Below are 18,781 nucleotides of genomic sequence, written 5' to 3'. Positions count from 1 at the left end.
GGGTTGTCCTGCGGGCGGGTGCGACTCGGCGGCCGCCCCCGGCCTTCGACAGTGAGGCATACAAGCAGCGGACACTGTCGAACGCTGCATCAACAAGCTCAAAGTGCGACACGAAGTCGCACACGTTAAGCGGGAAAGCCGCGAAGGAAGGAAACATGTGCTGACCCCGGATTAGTGTCCGTAATCCGTTCCCGCGCTCACGTGCGTCGCCGGTAACAGCGGGGTGTGAAGCTGAGCGTTCAAGCCCAAGGGTTCCCTGGCCATCGGGGAACGACAGGCGAGGGAAAGGCTGGACGGGTGAACCGCGTGAACCCCCATTGATGTCTCGTAAGGTTGAAGCCGCCCGATGGTTCGCAATCAGTGGCTACAGAACCCGGCGTTGAAAGACGTCAGGCGACTCTCGGAGATTTGAGACCGGGAGGAGGACACCGCCGGTTCCGGGATAGAGGGGGCACCCACCCCAGCCGCAACTTACGTGTGTGGAACGTGGAAACCCCGTTGGAGTCCGGGCTCAGCCCGGTAAGCCAACCGCAAGGAAGGCCCAACTCTCCAGCGGGAACAGGATGGCCCAAGAAGCGAACGCCGGTCGACCGAAAGGTCAGAGGAAGGCCCTGGAGTCCTTCAATCCAGGCTATAACTCGCCGGATACAGGTCGGAATGACCTGGCCCGAAAGGGTGCCCACGGGGGCCGGGTGAGCCTTTGAACCATCCCGAGTAATGACGCCAGAACCTGCCGGACAAGTTAGACGCGAAGGAGGAACATGCGACAGACAGTCCCTACTGCCGGCCGCACCTCCAAAGTGAACGGACTGCAGGGCGAACCACTGGACTGGCACGGCATCGACTGGGCCAGCACTGAGGAAAACGTACGGCGCCTGAGACAACGGATCTTCAAAGCGACACAGGAAGGGGACCTCAAGAAGGTCCGCAATCTGCAAAAGCTCCTGCTGCGGAGCCGCAGTAACACACTCCTGAGCGTGAAACGGGTAACGCAGCAGAGCAAGGGCCGCAAGACGGCAGGCATCGACAGGGAACGAGCACTCACCCCCCAGGCGCGAGCTCGCATGGCGGTCGACATCGACCAGCAAACCCAGCCCTGGAGAGCCAAACCTGTCAAACGGGTCTACATCCCGAAGAGCAATGGAAAGCAACGCCCGCTCGGAATCCCGGTCATGCGCGACCGAGTAGTCCAGGCGCGTGTAAAGAACGCGCTGGAACCCGAGTGGGAAGCCCGGTTCGAATCACGATCCTACGGATTTCGACCAGGCCGCGGATGCCACGACGCCATCCAGGCGATCTTCAGCACCGCGAAGGGCAAGACGGCCAAACGTCAGTGGGTACTCGACGCCGACCTGGCCGCAGCGTTCGACCGCATCGACCACGACCGCCTACTCGACGGCGTCGGCGGCTTCCCCGCCAGGGAACTCGTCCGCCAGTGGCTGAAGGCAGGCGTGGTCGATGACGGACGCTTCACTCGCACCGATGAGGGAACACCTCAAGGCGGAGTGATCAGCCCCTTGCTGCTCAACATTGCACTTCACGGAATGGAGCAAGCCGCAGGTGTTCGGTTCGCAACCCGCAAAGGAACAGTGATGTGGGCCGCGAAAGGGACGCCGATCCTGGTGCGTTACGCCGACGACTTTGCCGTGTTCTGCACGAGCAAGGAGGAAGCTGAGACGGTCAAGTCGCGGCTTGGCGATTGGCTTGAACCCCGAGGTCTTCGCTTCAACGAGGAGAAGACGCGAATCCTTCACCTTTCCGAAGGGTTCGACTTCCTCGGCTTCAACGTCCGACGCCATGGCGACAGCCTGATCATTACGCCCAGCAAGGATGCGGTAAAGAGGATCCGGAATCGACTGCGCTCCGAGATGCAAGCTCTCCTCGGACAGAGCATCACAGTCGTACTCCGCAGGCTATCCCCGATCGTCAGGGGCTGGTCTGCGTACTACCGGACGGTGGTATCCAGCAAGACGTTCTCAGCGCTGGACAGTTACGTGTGGACGCTCACCTACAAGTGGGCCAAGCGCACCCACCCGAAGAAGTCGAAGCACTGGATCGTCAATAAGTACTTCGGCAGACTCAACCGGTCCAAGAACAATAACTGGGTTTTCGGTGACCGCACCACAGGTGCACATCTTCCCAAGTTCGCCTGGACCAGCATCAGAAGGCATCAGTTAGTCAAGGGGAACTCGTCACCTGATGATCCCGCGCTCCACGACTACTGGAATCAGCGTCGCAGGACGCGCACACCTCCGCCAATGGACAAGATCAGCCTTACTCTGGCAGCCCGTCAGAAAGGAGTCTGTCCTCTCTGCGGTCAGGCGCTCATCGCTGGAGCAGAATACGAGCCGGAAAGTCCACGCGAGTGGATCGACTGGTTCGACGCGATGAAGAAGCGGTTGCACAAACACCACTTCGCCTACCGACGAGACGGCGGATCTGATGAAGTAAAGAATCTTCGACTCGTTCACTCCGAATGCCATCAGCAGCTTCATGCAAGAGATGGCGGCAACAAAAAGCAGATTCTGTGAAGCGTTTGGGCTTGCTTGAGCCGTGGTGCCTGGAAACAGGCATGCCCGGTTCTGAGGGGGCCGGGTCATGGCAACATGACCCGGCTACCCGACCAGTGGCGCGGCCTGGCCACCCGATGCGACAAGGCCGCCACCATCTACGTCGCCTGACTCCACCTCGCCGCCATGTTCATCTGGTCAGCGAGGTGCTCCGAAGGAAACGGCCTAGTTCTGCGTGGGGGTGGCCGGGTTGCCGTTCCCGGTGTGCGCGACGTCCACCGCCAGTCGGTCGTCGAGCTGGAGGACCCGGTAGGGCAGTCGGGCGCGCAGGCCGAGGCCGATCTGGGTGCGGCCCTCGAAGCTCGCGCCGAACACGGTGTCCCGGAAGGTGCGGTAGCCGGTGACGTCCACGCCGGGCAGAGGCTGCCCGCTCCGGCCGGGGATGGTGGGGGCCATGGTCTGCCGGTCGTAGGCGGGCGAGTCCACCATCACCTCCAGGACCGCGCCGCCGCGCACCGGCAGGGGATCGCCGGAGGCGTCCTGGAGGAGGGCGTCGGTGTAACGGACTTGATAGCCCACCGGGTTGGCGGACGAGCTGCCCGGCACGTCAAACACCAGCCGTTCGTAGCAGGGGTGTTCGCCGCTCCTGATGCCACGCAGCTCCGGGACCTGGCCGGTGGAACGGCCCTCGGCCGGGCTGTCCCACCCGCTCGGGCACTGCATGGCCGGTGCGACGGCCCCGGCCGCAGCGGCGGTGGTCGGGGCCGCCGCGGCTATGGTGGCGGGCAGGGACGTGGTGGCCGCGAGGGCGAGAGCGGCGGGAAGGATGATGCAACGTGGCATGATCTGCCTCCTGGGCGAGATTGTCGGTTCCTGTTGCTTCCTGTTGACTCCCGCATGCCCGGGTGCTCGGGTTGCAGACCTGAACCCTGGGAACTTTCTGCGAAAGACGTGACGGCCGGCCAGGTTCGTACCTGCGCCGCCACGCCTCGTCGACCTGCCATCGCGGAGGCGGAAGAGCGGTAGACAAAGGCCATGCGCGAGCTCAGCCGCCGCCCAGGCTGGTGTTGTCCGTCGGTGCCGGGACGGGCGGGTGCTGTGCTCGCCCGTCCCGGCACCGGTCCCGCGCCGTCGGTCAGGGGAGCAGGCGCAGCCGTGCGGTCGCTGACCAGTCGGCTTGCAGGGTGATCGCCGGGTCGATGTAGTTGCCCCAGTCGAGGTCCGGGTAGTTGATCTGCGCGCTGACGATCAGATCGACGCCCGGGGCGCTCGCGTACGGGTCGGACTCCACGGTCTCGAACGCGTCGATGACCACGTACCTGTCGGTGGCCGAGGCGTTCTTGTTGCCGGTGACCTTGACGGTTACGGTGTGCTCGCCGTCGGGCAGACCGGTGCGTTCGAACACCGTCTGCTGGTACTGCTTGGCGGGGGCGTACAGGTCCACCTGGGTGGGGGCTGCGCCGTCGACCGAAATCTCGGCGATCCCGTGGGTGCCGTTCTTGGGCGCGATGACGCGCCGAACATGTAGCGGGGCGCGGGTCGGGGCGGCTCGCTGGATCCGCTGATGCGTGCGTAGAGACCACGTCGGTCGAGCATGCGCACCACCTGACCGACCAGACCGTTCGCCCGGGGCTCGGTCTTCGGGCCGGCGAGACGCTCCAGCACAACCGGACGCACCCCAGCCAGTGCCACCTCGCAGGCGAGCATCAACCCGTTCGGGCCGCCACCGACAATTACTACATCAAGCATGACAATCCTCCTTTCTGGGGAATAGCGGCGTAGGGGCTGCAAGCAGCAGCCCCTGTTCAGGGTGGAAAGGAGGGGCCTACGGAGTGGGAAGTCCGGTGGCCACCATGCGCAGAGCCCGGGGCAGCAGAACCTCCATCGGCTCGCCCGTGCCGCCCTGCACGAACAGCTCGAGGGCGACATTGTTCGCGGCCATCACGCTCGCGGCCACCAGGCGAGGGTAGAGGTCGGACCCGGGATCCGTGCCCGTGCGGTCAGCGATCGCTGCGGCAAGCTCCTTCTCCGCAATCTTGCTCGCCCGCAGCATCTCGGCCTCCAGCGCGGGTTCGGCCAACATCACCCGCAGACCGGCCGCCCACTCATCGGGCTCCTGGGGTGGCATGTGCTCCACCTCAGGGCCAGGCTCCAGCTGCCGTAGTGCCGCCCGAGTGATTGCCTCCCACAGGGGCTCGCCGGGCGGTCCGTGACGCAGCTCCGCCGCGAGCCGCAAGGAGCGCTCAAGGTAGCGAAACGCAATCGCTTCGGCCTTGCTGGAGAAGTAGTTGTTGTAGGTGCGCGGAGACACCCCGACCGCCGCGGCGATGTCTTCCACCTTGACCGCTCTCCACCCGCGCTCGACGGTGAGCCGGACTGCGGCCCAGCTCAGCGCTGCGCGCGTGGCTTCCTTCTTCCGTTCCCGAAGACCACTCATGCCACTCACGTTAGCGGAACCTGCGTGATGCGCAATTATTCGCATCACGCAATTGTCTGGGCGGGGATCTGCCGACTCTGACTGGATGAGGCAGTGGCCGCCCCAACGCGCCGACAGGCCCTCGAGCGGCATCCAGCCGCCTCCGTGCACGACACCTGTCGCACATCAGGCATAGGAGGGTTCATGCTTCTGACCGGGAAAAGCCTGGCGTCTTCCGCATCCAATCGCCCCTCAAGCCCAGTAGAAGCGACGCTCCAGGGTGAGTACGGCTGCGGCGATTGACGTCATTCGATTCGGGCTGGACGGTGCCCGTCGGAAGATCCGCCAGGACTTCGGACGGGCAACTCCACCCTCGACTGGGGCTCGTGCCTTGGGCAGCGCCCGGTTGACGGCCCGTTGGGTGAGCGACAGCTTGCCTCGGGCAGGCTGTCTGGCCGGTGTGGTCACCCACGCGCCGGCACCGATGTAGGCGCGATCGGCCAGGATCGGCACCCCCTGGCGCTCGCAGATCCTGATGATCCGATGGGTACGGGCCGCGGTCAGGTCATGGCAGTGCTCCGGCACGGCCGGCGACAGCCACAGCACCTCGCCGTGAGGGTCCGTGACCACCTGCACGTCCACCCCGTGTCGGCGGTGCTTGGCCGAGTAGTCGGCGCGGCCGTCGCCGAGGCGGTCACCCTCGCGGGTGACGATGAGCATCGTGACCCACTCGATGAGCGCATGGGGAAGGTCGAGTGCGGCAGGATGAGGCACCAACAAGGCTCCTGCGCCGCTGGGTTGAGGCTTCGAACAGCTCTCTCAACGGCACTGGAGCCTTGTGTGTTCTGGCCACAGTGCCTGTCACCCGATCGGTGGCCACCCTGAAAGACCTCAGTCATCATGCAGGTTGCCGTCGACCGCAGGAGTGGTGCGGGTCGGTCAGGGTGTGCGGACCCAGACCTCGATCGGCTGCGGAGGAATGGTGAGGCTGAGAGCGGGGCCGGTGCGGGGGGTGATGGATCGGATGGTGAGGTTCAGACCGTAACGGTGGCGTCCCGCGGTCGCCGAGAGACAGGTATCCGGCAGGTAGTTTCACGCTGTCCGGGCCGTCTCGGCGGGACTGAGACTCAGATGCGCCCTGCATATGGGGACTGCGCACGGGGCTCGGCGAATCCACGTTGGTTCCTTGCCCGAGCCCGTCGTTCTCCTCCATCCACGATCAATCGAGGTGAAGATGATCGAATATCGTGCGGCCGTCAGGACGGGTCGTCCATTGACTGCCGTGCTGACGCTGCTGACACTAGTCGCCACGCTCTTGGGCGGATCGCTCGCCTGGTCGCCACCGGCTATGGCAGTCACCGATCACAGCGTGAACTGGCGCTACTTCAGGACGGACAGTGCATCGGTCCGTGCGCACAACTATCAACTCATGATCACCAGACTGCGTGCTACGGCCAGCGCATATCGTGGCTCCATGTATCGCACGAGTCAAGGCAACACCGAGATCGTTGTGGGCCTTGCCGATGACGAACATTTCAGTCTCTATTTCAACGCAGGGACCATGTACCTCATCGGGTTCCGATCACATGCCCATGGCGCACAGACTTACGCATTCGCAGGAGATGTCGAGCAAGTCGGCCAGTTCACTCATGCAAGCGTGCCGCAAGCATTGCCCACGGGAGGCGACTATACCGCCCTGGAGCGCATGGCAGGCGTAGGTCGCAGTGAACTGGGCTACAGTTCCGAGTCGATGCTGAGTGCACTCAGCGACTTGCGCAACTACGACGGAGGTGAAGCCGGTGTCACCAATGTACGGATGGCCCGAGCCGCACTCCAAGTCGCCGCGATAACTGCCGAGGCTGCACGCTTCCATCACATCTCGGAGTTCATGCACACTCAGGCAGGTTCAACGGACACGGCAATTCGGTTGCCCGCCGAATACCTCACCGAGGAAAACAATTGGGCCCACCTCTCCAACTATGCAGCCCGCGTGAGTCAGGTGCCCAACCACCAGCCGGAGGTGGTCGGTCAGAGGAGCTACAGCTCCTTCCAAGATGCTGCACTGGTACTGGCGATAGCACTTTCGCGCGCGATTGACCACACATGCAAACGGTCGGTGCCGTCGCCGACCTGGTCCCCGTGGGAGTCCCTCGGCGGAGCCCTGGCCGACAGCCCGAAGGTGGTCAGTCAGGCACCCAACAGTCTCGACGCCTTCGTCCAGGGCATGGACGGCCATCTGTACACGAAGTCCTACAACGGTGTGTCCTGGTCGAATTACGATGATCTCGGCGCGCCCCCTGGCGGCACGATCGTCGGCGCACCCGCGGTGGTGTCACTGCAGAACGGACGCTTGGACGTGTTCGTCCGCGGATCGGACAACGCGCTCTGGCACAAGCGGTACGTCAACGACGCATGGTCCGACTGGGAGTCCCTCGGAGGAGCCCTGGCCGACAGTCCGACGGTGGTCAGTCGGGGACCCAACAGCCTCAACGTATTCGTCCGCGGTTCGGACAACGCGCTCTGGCACAAGTGGTATGTCAATGGCAACTGGTCCGACTGGGAGTTTCTCGAAGGTGAATTCAGCGGCGCCCCTGCGGTGGTGCCACTGAAGAACGGCGGCATGGAAGTACTCGTCCGCGGATCGGACAACCATCTCTGGAACAAGTGGTATGTCAATGGCAACTGGTCCAACTGGGAGTCCCTCGGAGGTGAATTGAGCGGCGCACCTGTGGCGGTGCCACTGGAGAACGGCGGCCTGGACGTATCCGTCCGCGGATCGGACAACGCGCTCTGGCACAAGCGGTACGTCAACGACGCATGGTCCGACTGGGAGTCCCTCGGAGGAGCCCTGGCCGACAGTCCGACGGTGGTCAGTCAGGCACCGAACAGACTCGACGTCGTCATCCATGGCAACGACACACACCTGCAAGTGAAAAGTTGGACCGACAACAAGTCCTGGACAGACTGGGAGAGCCTCGACGGTACTCTGCGCGGCACACCTGCGGCAGTGTCATCGGAGAACGGACGCGAGGACGTGTTCGTCCGCGGTTCGGACAACGCGCTCTGGCACAAGTCGTACGTCGCTGACCGTGGGACGGCATGCGCGGGACGGGACGAGCTGTGATGCCGAGTCAACCTCGTACTCCGAGGACTGATCAAACCGACAGCTGATCAGATCTGGACAGGACAGAGCGCCCGGTGGTCACCAGGACCGCCGGGCGCTCTGCCGTGGGTGGCCACGAGCGTTTTGTTCGGTGAAGGTTGTTCGGCAACCCGCGTGAGGCGCGTGACGGTTCCTCAAGAGCGCGGGGCCTGGTCGTGCACCCAGGCAACGACCTGTGCACGGCGGGTGAGGCCCAACTTGAGCAGGATCCGCTGTACGTGGCCCTGCGCGGTCCGGGGCGAGATGACGAGCCGAGCAGCGATCTGCTTGTCCGACAGCCCCTCCCGCAGCAGGCCGGCGACTTGCTGCTCGCGGGCGGTAAGAAGAGGGGGCAAGGCCTTCTGCAAGGGGTGAGCGAGGACTCGGTCGTCCAGCAGGGCCAGTGCGAGAGCCTGCTGGACGCTCGAGGCCGCGCCCGTTCGGACGTGCTTCTCGAATGCGGCATCGCCCAGAGCGGTCCGCAGCTCCCTCTCGCAGGCCAGATGGTGGACGGCAGACTGCCCCACGCCGGGAAACAGGGTGGAGGTCTGCTGCCACAAGCTTTGAGCGGCACCCAGGTGTTTCGCCGCTTCCCTGCTGTGGCCCTGTCGTGCCCGCGCCCAAGCCATCATCTCGAGGCACCGGGCCACCAGGAACCGGTCGTGGCTGGGCAACGCGTCGCGAAGGCACGCTCGCAGCATCGTGACGACTTGCTCGGGCTCCTGTGCCAGCCAGTGCCTCAGGGCGAGGGCCCACAAGGCGTGGGGCCGGGCCCACTGCATGTCGTGGGTGTCGCACCGGTCCAGCAAGTCCTGGGCAAGGCCAGCAGCCCGCCGGTCACCGGCGAAGCAGGCGGCAAGGACGAGGTGATGGAGGGTGGTCCACGATTCCCCGGCGTCACCGAGGGCCTCATAGCGTGCACGAGCATCTTCCAGGAGATCGATGGCTCTCACGAAGTCGTCCTGGAACAGCGCGCTGAGCCCGGCCAGCTGGCCCGCCGCGGCGTGGGTACCAGGGTCGCCCATAACCCGGGCCAGGCCGCCGCACTCGGCGGCTCGAACCGCACCGCCGGCCGTATCGCCGGTGAGGAGGGCCAGCCAGCCGTCCGTCCAGAGGGCCTTGGCCCTGTCGGGGCTCGGCTCGGTGTCCAACGCGAGCAGCTGCGCCAGGCAGGCGCGGTCTTCCTGCAGGTGGCCGATGCCCAACCGGTGACTGCGGACCGCGGTGATGATCTCCATGCCTCTGCGTGCCTCTCCTGGCTCGTTGAGGCAGGATTGCAGCGCATCACGGATGTTGGGTTGTTCACGCTGCAGACGGACCAACCACTCGGGCTGCTTCGCGGTGAACCATTCTGCTTCCGCCCGCCGAACGAGGGCGTGGTAGTGGTCCCGGTGCCGCCGCACGAGGTCCCGGGACAGCCCGTGCTCTTGCAGCCGCAGCTGCCCGTACTGACGCATGGTGCCCAGCATCCGGTAGAAGACCTGATGGTCGTGCTCCTCGCGGATGAGTACGGACTTGTCGACCAGCCCCGCCACCATGTCGAGAACGGCCGATCGAGGCAGGGACTCGTCCGTGCAGACCGCCTCGACAGCAGCAAGATTGAAACCGGCGGAGAAGACCGACATCCGCGCCCAGAGCCGCTGTTCCTGATCGCTGCAGAGGTTGTAGCTCCAGTCGACGGCTGCCCGCAGGGTGCGAAAGCGCGGCGGCGCGGCCCGGCTCCCGCCTGTGAGCAAGGCGAAGCTGTCGTCCAGGCGGTCGAGGATCTGGTCGCAGGCAAGGACCCGCAGGCGGGCGGCGGCCAGTTCGATCGCCAGGGGAACGCCTTCCAGGCGGTGGCAGATTTCGGCAGCGGCCTGAACATCGGCGGGCGAGGGATCGAAGGCCCCAAGTACGGAGATGGCACGATCGGTGAACAACCGCACCGCGTCGTTGCGTACCGCCGGTCTGGTGGACGGGAGGACCGGCCCGGGTGGCGGAAGCGAGGGAACCATGAGCAGCTGCTCGCCGTCCACACCGAGCGTCTGCCGGCTGGTGACGATCACCCGCAGGTGGGGAGCGGCCTCAAGGAGGGCGCTGGTGAGGACCGCTACGGCGTGCAGAAGGTGCTCGCAGTTGTCGAACACGATCAGCGTCCGGCGCTCTCGCAGGTACTCCGTCAGCGCTCCGATCGGCCGGCCGTCGGGGCTGGGCCGCAGCCCGAACATGGCCGACGCAGCGCTGGTGATAGCCTCCCCCGCTTCTAAGGCTGCCACATCGATCAGCCAGGTGCCGGCCGGGAACGAGCGCTGGAGTGTGTGGGCGAGCTGCACAGCGAGGCGGGACTTGCCGATGCCGGCGGGGCCGGTCATGGTCAGCAGTCTGCTCCTGGCGACCAGTTGCCGAGCGAGCGCAAGCTCCTGCCGCCGTCCGATGAAACTGGTCGTATGTGCGGGGAGATTCCCGTGTCCTGTGCGCACTGCCGTCCTGCCTGTTCTCTGGTTCGGGGTCCGCGGTCGTCGCATCTCACTGGCGGCTGCGAATCGTGCCGGGCCGGCACGTCGCTCCACCGGGGAGTGGCGATCGTCCGCGAGTCATGCGAGTTCGCCATCCGAGGGGTGAGGCGGAGAGGGATCTCCGTCCCGCTCTACTGGGAAGGCCCTTGAAGGTTCCAATGAGCAGATGAGGGCTGCGGCGATGCCTGTGAACGCCAGGAGGTGTTCGGCTTTGCGTGCGTGGTGGCAGTGTAAGCGGCGGCAGCCCGCGAGCCAGGGCACCGTCCGCTCCACGACCCATCGGTGACGGCCCGGCCGGGTCGACAGTTCGATTCCCTTCCGGGCGATGCAGTGACGGATGTCGCGTCTGCGGAGCCATATGCGCAGGTGGAGGTAGCCGTGGAGCTTGCCGGCCGGCAGCGACGTGGTCCGCGGCGCGATCGGATCGGCGGGATGCCGCGCACGAGGGGTTGCCAGGCCTGGCTGTCGTGCAGGTTCGCGCCCGAGACCCTTGCGCTTCCCTCCCACACCGGGCTTGACCCCGTCGTCGGGAAGTGGTGCGAACCTGAGTACCGTTGAGGCGACGCCGAGCGCTTTCGTGAGCTTGTCGCTCGACGTCTCAGGCTGGGTAATGTCAGAGTTGTGCAACTGGCCGGGGTCTGGGCCCTGGGGGCAGTACGCGTAGGCCGGCGCCGACACCGCCACGCACGACCCCGGATCAGCGCCGCCTTGGGCACAGGTCTCATGCTTTGACTCCTGGTTTGACTGGTCCTGTCACCTGCGCACGACGGTGGGCGCGAATTTCGGCCCCTCGGACGATGAGGTCCCGGGCTGGCCTGCTTCGGTCAACTCCCGGTGAACTGCAAGCAGTTGATAGCGATCCCGGCGCTTGTAGCGCGGCGGGGAGACAGGCGGTGGGGGCGGAAGGCCTACGGTCGGGTACGTCTTGGCGTACCCCCACCCCCGACGCAGAGTGATCGAGGTTGCGCATAACTTACGCAATTGGAGCATCTGGAAGCAAGATCTGTCTCCGTGCGCGGACTACACCCATGTGCACGCTCGACACCTCGCTCCTCGACCTCCCCTCGACAGGGTGACGGCTCGCCGAAACCGGCCCGTCGGCACACCGCTCCCGCCACGCTTCTAGTACTGCAACGGCGTTTGGCGTGACTGGTGGCCAGGGTGATCGTTGTTCTGGTCATGGGTGGGGTGTTTGGTGATGTCAGGGTGTGGGCGGCGGGTCTGGGTGAGTTGCACGAGCGGTTCGTGCACCGGTTTGCCCGGTCGGAGCCGCGGGAGTCCGCGCTTGCGTATATGCGGGGGCTGATAGCCCCGTTGGAGCGGAAGAACGGGTGGACGCTCGCGGAGGAAGCCGGGCATGGCGGCCCGGACCGGATCCACCGGTTGCTGAACCGGTGCGACTGGGACGCCGATGAGGTCCTGGCCGACATCCGTGACTACGTGGTCGAGCATCTCGGTGACCCGGGTGCGGTGCTGATCGTGGACGACACCGGGTTCCTGAAGAAGGGTGTCCGATCGGCCGGGGTCCAGCGCCAGTACTCAGGCACCGCCGGGCGGACGGAGAACTGCCAGGTCGGTGTCTTCCTCGCCTATGCCGGCGGACGCGGCCGCACCCTGATCGACCGCCGCCTGTATCTGCCCACGTCATGGACCGATGACCGGGAACGGTGCCGGGCCGCGGGCATCGAGGACACGGTCGCCTTCGAGACGAAAGTGGTCATCGCCAAGGCCATGGTCCGCCGGGCGATCACGGAGAAGATCCCGTTCCGTTGGGTGACCGCGGACGCCGCCTACGGCTTCTCCAAGGGCTGGCGGACCGAGCTCGAGCGGGCCGATGTCTTCCACGTCATGGCCACCACCCGCCACGACACCGTCGTCACCCGATGGGCCATGGACCACCCCGTCCATGACCTGTTCAACGGTCTGCCCCGGCAGAAGTGGAAACGCCGTTCCTGCGGCAACGGGGCCCACGGCCCACGCGTCTACGACTGGGCGAGGGTCGAGGTCCGCCCCTGGCACCGTGAGGACCGACGGCACTGGGTGATCGCCCGCCGCAGTGTCCGCCGGCCGGACGAGATCTCGTACTGCATCGCCTACTGCCCCACCGAGACCACGCTCGACGAACTGATCCACGTCGCCGGCAGCCGCTGGGCCGTCGAGGAATGCTTCCAGACCGCCAAGCAGGAGTGCGGCCTGGACGACTACCAGGTCCGCCGCTACCCCGGCTGGCACCGCCACATCACCCTCGCCATCGCCGCCCACGCCTGCCTCACCGTCCTGCGGGCCCGCGAACAGGATGCCGGGAAAGCAGAAACGGATCCTCCCAGCTCATCCCACTCACCCTCCCGGAACTCAGACGCCTGATCACCCGCCTCACCCGGCCCCGCCCAAACATCGATCACGTCCTGCACTGGTCGCACTGGCGCCGACGACGACAACACCAAGCCCGCACCAGCCACTACAAACGCCGAGGCCACACACCACCCGAAGCTGCCAACCTGTCAGGCAAAAGACCGTTGCAGTACTAGCCTCGGGCTTTCACCACGGGCGGTGTCCGGTGGGCGATCGGGAAAACAGAACATGCTCCTGACCTGCAAGGATAGGACTTGCTGAGGGTCCTGTGCGTGGCGAGGAAAGAAGCACTTCCCAGGTGAAGAAGCGTATCGGGTCCTATCCGTCTGTCTGTGTTGAGGACGGTGGCCGCTCGGTGGTCTCGCAGCCCGGGACAGTGCTGCTGGGCGACGGTCCGCAAGTCCGGCCTGGTCGGCGCGATATCGGAGGCATTGGCGCCGTGGCGCAAACCGCGGGCGTTCCACGACCCGGGCAAGATCCTTCTGGATGTCGCACTCGCGGTCGCTCCGGGCCGGGACTGCCTGGCGGACGCGGCGATGCTGCGGGCCGAGGACGACGAGGGCCTGCCGTGCATCGTCATGGAGTACACACCCTCGGTCACGTTGGACGACGTCCTCAAGCGGGGCCCGCTGCCCACGGGCGAGGGGCCCGCATCGGCCTGGCGGTGGCCGCCGCGTTGCGCGCCGCCCACGACATCGGTGTGCTGCACCGGGACGTCAAGCCCGCCAATGTCCTCATCGGGCACGACGGCCGGATCGTACTCACAGACTTCGGGATCGCCCTGGAGAGCGGCACGTCGCCGCTGACCCGGATCGGTGAGCTCCTCGGTTCGATCTCCTGTCTCGCGCCGGAGCGGCTGCGCAGCGTCCCGCTGGGGCCGGCGTGCGACCTGTGGTCCCTCGGCGTGCTGCTGTACTGCGCGGTCGAGGGCCGGCATCCCTGCGACCGGGACAACCCGATCGAGATGGCCTACGCCATCGCGGCCGATCCCTACGACCGTCCGCGCGCCGCCGGTGACCTGGCCCTGGTGATTCAGGGCTGCTGGTGAAGGAGCCCGAGCGGCGCACGAGTCTGTCGGAGACCGAGGACCACCTGCGGCATGCGGCCGGAACGGGGACGGGAACCGCCGTCCTCGCCCCGTCCGCGCCCGACGCACCCCGTGAGGACGAGTCCGCGGCCGGGGCCGTAGTGGCGGGTTCTTCCGCGCGGCCGGAGATTGACGCCGCTGACCCTGCCCCCCCCGTGGACGCCGGACCGGGCGCCGGCGCCGCGCAGCTCCGTCCGGGCGGTCCGGGCGTGCCGCAGCCGACGCACCCCATCGGGCTCCCGCGAGCGACGCGGCGAGTCCACGCCGGCCCGGTCCGAGCGTGCCCGGGCGCTGCCTCCCGGGTACCACATCGAGCACCAGAGCAGTGGCCTCTCCCTGCCGGTTCCCGACGGCTGGAAGGGCAAGGAACTGGATGGCGGTGAGGTCGTCTACGTGGATCCGTCCGGGCTTGCGGTCCTGGAGCACCGGCGCACGATTGAGGAGGCGCAGACGCGCCGCGACAACCCCGGCCACGTACGGGTGAGAATGGAGCCCACGACCGTTCGCGGAGGCCCCGGCGGCTACTGGGAGTTCACCTTCGACGGCAGGGTACGGAACTTCCGGGTGGCGGAGGTGGCGGAGGTGGCGGAGGTGGCGTTCGCGGACACGGACGGCACGCAGTACGTCGTTCATCTCTCCGCACCGGACGAGCAGTGGAGCCGGTACCGGCCCGTCTTCGACACCGCCGTCGTCGGCCTCCGCCTCGGCGGGTGAACCGGCCTTCGGCCGACCACCGGCGATCCTGGCGCGGAGTGGCTTCAGGGCGTCGCCGCTGATGCTGTGACGCTGCATCCGGGCGGGTGCGTACGGCGGCCCGGCATGCGGGTCTGCCCGTGTGGCATAGGTGACTCAAGTGGGGAGCTACGCGGACCGCGTGGCAATGGCGGACGCGGCCGACACGCCTACGTCGTCTGCTTCTCCGTACCGGATCAGGAGTGGCATCGGCACCGGACCGTCGGAGACATGGCCGTTGAGCGACTTCGCCTACCGTCGGGTCTCCAACTGGTCGCTTCGCAAGCGTAGTTAGCGGTTCGTTATAGACCGGACTGCATTCTTCACTGGTCCTCCTTCATCGCCGCGCAGTAGGGTCAACGCATCCTCAACCACCGGGCGGGCGGCTGAAGCGCGGTACCGGGGGTGGGCTCTGCGGCGCGACGGTGCGCCTGAGGGGTCCAGGACTGTCCTGTCGTATCGGGCCGCGTCGGCCCGAGGAATTGGCTTCCTTGCCCTCGCGATCTCCGCCGGTCAACTCCCCGGTTTCGTCTTCCGCCACCCATCGGCCACTGGCTGAAGTCTCCGCCCCGTACGAGGAAGGAAACGCCCATGCACATCGCAAAGCCGCTGCCGCCCGCCGGTCGCCCCGCCCGCCGCCTGACCTCATGCACCACCGCCCTGCTGGTCCCCGGTGTGGGTGCCGCCTACCCGGCCACCGCCGCCGACTCCGTCTCCTGCACCTTCGAGTCGCCTTCCCAGAAGCTGCCGTTCATGGCGCTCAACGGCGCTGGCCGCGTACTCGTCGGGACCGCACCCGGAGGGAAATCAGGGCAGGCCGCGCGCGTCAACATCCCCGACGACGGACGCTCGTTCAAATCCGAGCTGTTCATCAAGAACCTCGACGCAGGCAGTCATCGCTTCAACTTCGCCAACCACCTCCCCGGTGACTGGCAGCAGCCGGACCCGCTCGGGGCGGCACGTCTGGGCCACTGGAACCAGTGGACCTTCGACATAACATGGTCCTCCGCCGATGCACCCGGTTCGATCACCGTCGCACGGGACGGCGTCAGCGTAGGCACGCACCAGGGTGCCAACAACTACCACCGCGGGCAGCCGCCACACTTCAGGATCGGCGCCCACCGCCCTGGCTGGAGCCCGGAAAGGGGCCGAAGCATCGGGCCGGAGCATCCGAGGCGGTCCTCTTCATCGACGACACCGCTCCCGGTACCCAGGAGACGAAGACGGACAAGTCTTCGCTCCCGAGCACCGACTCGACCGGTGTGATCGGCATCGCCGCCGCCAGTGCCGCGGCGCTGGCCCCTGACTCGTGACCTTAAATTGGGCGGATACCTGGACGTGTTCAGTCCTGCCAGCGGCCCTCGCCGGTCCGGGGGACCCCGCCGAGCCGGATGCGGGTACTCCTGAGGTACGGGCGGGAAATGACGTTTCGACTCGTTCGGTGAGGGGTGGACCAGAGCCGGCGGGGCAAAGGACGTAATCGACCTGAGATGAGAGTAATGAACGCACATCGGTGCGGCTGGGGCGAACCGTACCCCTGCTGTGGGGATGGGGACCGCGTACGGGGCACCGCGAACCCGGCAGAGGAATCCGACGACTTCGCGGACCAGTGGATCAGGCCCTATGTCACGGCTCGCGCGGAGTCCGGCGAGGCGGGGGCGGCGGACACACTGCGACTGTCGAAGGTTCAGTTCGCCGAGCCGTCGGGCGACGCGGTGTTCATCGTGATGCACGGCTCCACGTCCACAGTCACCGTCAGCATGTCGAGACCGCAGCCCGTTCGGCATGCGGCGCCGCGTTACCGCCCGCGCCTGGTGACTGCGGTGGCCACGGTGGTCGGGACGCTCGTCGTTGCCGCCGCCGCATGGCACTCGTCGGACGAGACCAGCAGCAGGGGACCGGATCCGTCGACCGCACTGGAGGTCGTCGAGCCGGGCGACGAGGCCACCGAGAAAACCGCCGACAGCACTACCACGCCCCGCTTGCCTCCCCCTCCGGCCCCCGGCGGGGTTTCTGCCACTGCCACTCCCCAGCGGTCCGCGCAGGCGCGACCGACCGGCTCCGCAGAAGCCGGCAAGTCTCCCAACGCGACGGGCTCGGCCAGCTCTGCCCGAGATTCCGCGCCCGCGGCGCCACCTCCGAGTCGAACGCCGGTGCCACCAGCTACCGCAAAGCCCCCGGCCGTACAGCCCGTTCTCCGCCGCGGCGACAGAGGTGTCGCAGTCAACGATCTCCAGTCCCGGCTCTCCCAGCTCGGTCTCTACGACGGCCCCATACACGGGCAGTACAACGGCCCGGTCTCCCGTGCGGTGAGCGCACTCCAGGACCGTTACGGCATCACAGGAGACGAGAGAGCGGTCTACGGTCGGGCAACCAGAGCGGCGCTGGAAGCGAGGACGACCTGACTCTCGGGGCCTCGACCGCCGTGGGCGAGTCGAGACAGCGGGGCTGAATGCGCCAGCCGCGTGCCGGCCCCTCGCTTCGTTCGGGCGAGGGCCCCTTGCTTCATCGGCGATGGTCGTACGAGACGAATTGTGACCGCCGGGACGATCCTGCTGTTCCTCAGTACTGGCGCCACATCGATGCTCCAGCCGCTGAGGTTCCGATCCCGTCTCGCCCTTCTGCGTGACGAGGGACCCTTGGCGGTCGTCAGCAGCAGTCTCCGCTCCCGGTTCCGGCCGGCCCGCACGCGAGGAGCTCATCGCAGCGTCGACGAGCGTGACTTCAGCCATCTCGTCCGCAGTTCTCCACGTGCACCGCACTGAGATCCCTCGATGCGATCAAGGCACCGCGCCAGGGACCTGGCCATCAGTCAGCCTCAGTGCTGCGAGCTTTCCCGCGTGGACAGAGGCCGAGGCGCCCCGGGTGGGGGAGACCGGGATCGCCCACGTGGGCGCCGACCTCACGCGCATCGCGCTGCATGAGGTCACCCGCGGCCGGCACGAGACCCTGCGTCGCTGGCTCCAACTGGACGACCGAGTAAGGCAACTGGCCATCATCACCGCCGATCCCGGCGGCTTGCGCGAGCACACTCCCGGCGAACTGGCCGCCAGCTGGCGCACGACCCGGCCACCGATGAGGCCCGGCTCACCGACCTGCTGGCCAGCTGGTTCTACCAGCGCAACGCCGAAGCGCCACAGGGCCTCGGCTCGGGTGGATCGCCGCGGCCGCCGCCTGGACCTGTCGCAAGCCGCGCCGTGGCCAGCTACCCGCCGCCCACGGTATTAGCCCAGAGCCTGGAGGGCGCCGGCGAACAGGGCGAGGCCCCTGCGGACTTGGTGGTCAGCACCGGGCTGAGGATCGTCGACCTCCTCGACCTCCTCGACCTCCTCGACCGGCTGGAGCGCGCCTACCGCCCCCGCACCGAGCTGATCGAGGACCGGTACGCCGTGGAATCCCTGTCCGCCGACGTTCCGGCGCTCACGAAGACGGCCGACTGGCTGCTCGGCCAGAGCTCCCTGCGGGAAGCGCCCTCGCAGCAGTTGCGGGCTGTCCTCGAGCCGGACATCACCGACTACCTGCGCGACCTGCGATCCGACGGCGCACTGTTGGACGTCACCGTCCCCGCCCTCGACGCACCGCGCCGCGCATCTGACCCAGGCCCGCGAGGCCGTCCGCGCCGACTCCGCGGCCGCGCACGCGGGGCGCGAGCAGGAGGCGCAGCAACTCCAGGACGCCGTCGAGGACCTGACCGCACAGCGCGCGACCACGGCCGAGGACAGCACCGACTACTTCACCGACCCTGAACTGCTGCACCCCGAGACCTCCTAACTGGCCGCGCGCTAGGGTCAACTGCACCTCATACACGACGCGCTCGGCCGCCTGGCCTTTCCCGCCCCGGCCCCTCCCGACCTGCCCGAGGCGCTCGCCCCGGTCGCGGCCGCGCAGATCCAGCGCCGCGTCATCGAGGCCTTCGGCACCCCGCGCGCGGCTCAGGCTCTGGCGGCCAGATCCACTACCAGCTCCAGCAGCCGGTGCCCGCCCACGGCGTGCCACCACCGGCGCCGAGACCGACCTGCTGACCCGCACCCGCGACGCACTGGAGCA

Annotated in this window: 13 protein-coding genes and 3 pseudogenes; 9 read left to right on the top strand and 7 right to left on the bottom strand. The window is 66.9% G+C overall.

All coding sequences use genetic code 11. The annotated features are described in order from the left end of the window. Positions 1 to 761 precede the first annotated feature (761 nt). Positions 762 to 2,531 carry a group II intron reverse transcriptase/maturase gene (gene ltrA, locus OG386_RS05760; RefSeq protein ID WP_328787071.1) on the top strand — a complete coding sequence of 590 codons (1,770 nt, stop codon included), beginning with the start codon at positions 762 to 764 and terminating at the stop codon, positions 2,529 to 2,531. A gap of 204 nt (positions 2,532 to 2,735) precedes the next feature. On the opposite strand, the gene OG386_RS05755 is transcribed toward ltrA, so the two are convergent. From OG386_RS05755 to OG386_RS05735, 5 genes and pseudogenes are all read right to left on the bottom strand, one after another. Beyond that, positions 2,736 to 3,353 carry an AMIN-like domain-containing (lipo)protein gene (locus OG386_RS05755; RefSeq protein WP_328787070.1) on the bottom strand — a complete coding sequence of 206 codons (618 nt, stop codon included), beginning with the start codon at positions 3,351 to 3,353 and terminating at the stop codon, positions 2,736 to 2,738. 292 nt (positions 3,354 to 3,645) lie between these two features. Beyond that, the gene (locus tag OG386_RS05750) at positions 3,646 to 3,954 is read right to left on the bottom strand and encodes a hypothetical protein (protein ID WP_328793581.1); all 309 of its coding nucleotides are present in this window, start codon (positions 3,952 to 3,954) and stop codon (positions 3,646 to 3,648) included. A 68-nt stretch (positions 3,955 to 4,022) separates the two neighbouring features. Next, positions 4,023 to 4,259: pseudogene (locus OG386_RS05745) on the bottom strand (FAD-dependent monooxygenase); the annotation flags it as partial. A gap of 76 nt (positions 4,260 to 4,335) precedes the next feature. Continuing rightward, on the bottom strand, positions 4,336 to 4,947 hold the full coding sequence (locus OG386_RS05740; RefSeq protein WP_328787069.1) for an acyl-CoA-like ligand-binding transcription factor: 612 nt from the start codon (positions 4,945 to 4,947) through the stop codon (positions 4,336 to 4,338). 231 nt (positions 4,948 to 5,178) lie between these two features. Beyond that, positions 5,179 to 5,703: a transposase family protein gene (locus OG386_RS05735; protein ID WP_328787068.1), complete on the bottom strand. Its 525-nt coding sequence runs from the start codon at positions 5,701 to 5,703 to the stop codon at positions 5,179 to 5,181. 457 nt (positions 5,704 to 6,160) lie between these two features. On the opposite strand from OG386_RS05735, the gene OG386_RS05730 reads away from it, so the two are divergent. Then, positions 6,161 to 8,050 (top strand): ribosome-inactivating family protein, encoded by a 1,890-nt coding sequence (locus OG386_RS05730; RefSeq protein ID WP_328793172.1) that lies wholly within the window; start codon positions 6,161 to 6,163, stop codon positions 8,048 to 8,050. Between the two features lie 173 nt (positions 8,051 to 8,223). Here OG386_RS05730 and OG386_RS05725 read toward each other — a convergent pair whose 3' ends face one another. After that, positions 8,224 to 10,419, bottom strand: a complete 2,196-nt coding sequence (locus OG386_RS05725) for an ATP-binding protein (protein ID WP_328787067.1) — start codon at positions 10,417 to 10,419, stop codon at positions 8,224 to 8,226. A gap of 306 nt (positions 10,420 to 10,725) precedes the next feature. Further along, positions 10,726 to 11,060 (bottom strand): annotated as a pseudogene (locus OG386_RS05720) (IS5/IS1182 family transposase); the annotation flags it as partial. A gap of 682 nt (positions 11,061 to 11,742) precedes the next feature. Between OG386_RS05720 and OG386_RS05715 the strand changes: the two are divergent. From OG386_RS05715 to OG386_RS05685, 7 genes and pseudogenes are all read left to right on the top strand, one after another. Then, entirely contained in the window at positions 11,743 to 12,927 is a 1,185-nt protein-coding gene (locus tag OG386_RS05715) for an IS701 family transposase (protein WP_328793171.1), read from the top strand. A gap of 286 nt (positions 12,928 to 13,213) precedes the next feature. After that, positions 13,214 to 13,466 (top strand): annotated as a pseudogene (locus OG386_RS05710) (transposase); the annotation flags it as partial. A 113-nt stretch (positions 13,467 to 13,579) separates the two neighbouring features. Further along, complete coding sequence (locus OG386_RS05705; protein ID WP_328787066.1) at positions 13,580 to 13,963, top strand: protein kinase domain-containing protein; 384 nt, start codon at positions 13,580 to 13,582, stop codon at positions 13,961 to 13,963. Positions 13,964 to 14,131: 168 nt separating this feature from the next. After that, a complete protein-coding gene (locus OG386_RS05700) occupies positions 14,132 to 14,716 on the top strand; it encodes a hypothetical protein (protein WP_328787065.1) in 585 nt (194 codons plus the stop codon). A 609-nt stretch (positions 14,717 to 15,325) separates the two neighbouring features. Further along, complete coding sequence (locus OG386_RS05695) at positions 15,326 to 16,000, top strand: heparin lyase I family protein (protein ID WP_328787064.1); 675 nt, start codon at positions 15,326 to 15,328, stop codon at positions 15,998 to 16,000. Positions 16,001 to 16,224: 224 nt separating this feature from the next. Next, positions 16,225 to 17,139 carry a peptidoglycan-binding domain-containing protein gene (locus tag OG386_RS05690; protein ID WP_328787063.1) on the top strand — a complete coding sequence of 305 codons (915 nt, stop codon included), beginning with the start codon at positions 16,225 to 16,227 and terminating at the stop codon, positions 17,137 to 17,139. Positions 17,140 to 17,931: 792 nt separating this feature from the next. Then, positions 17,932 to 18,480 carry a hypothetical protein gene (locus OG386_RS05685; protein WP_328787062.1) on the top strand — a complete coding sequence of 183 codons (549 nt, stop codon included), beginning with the start codon at positions 17,932 to 17,934 and terminating at the stop codon, positions 18,478 to 18,480. Positions 18,481 to 18,781 lie beyond the last annotated feature (301 nt).

The sequence above is a fragment of the Streptomyces sp. NBC_00273 genome (assembly GCF_036178145.1).
Lineage (GTDB): Bacteria > Actinomycetota > Actinomycetes > Streptomycetales > Streptomycetaceae > Streptomyces.
Note: the sequence above shows the minus strand (reverse complement) of the source record. Positions and strands in the feature narration are given on the sequence as shown.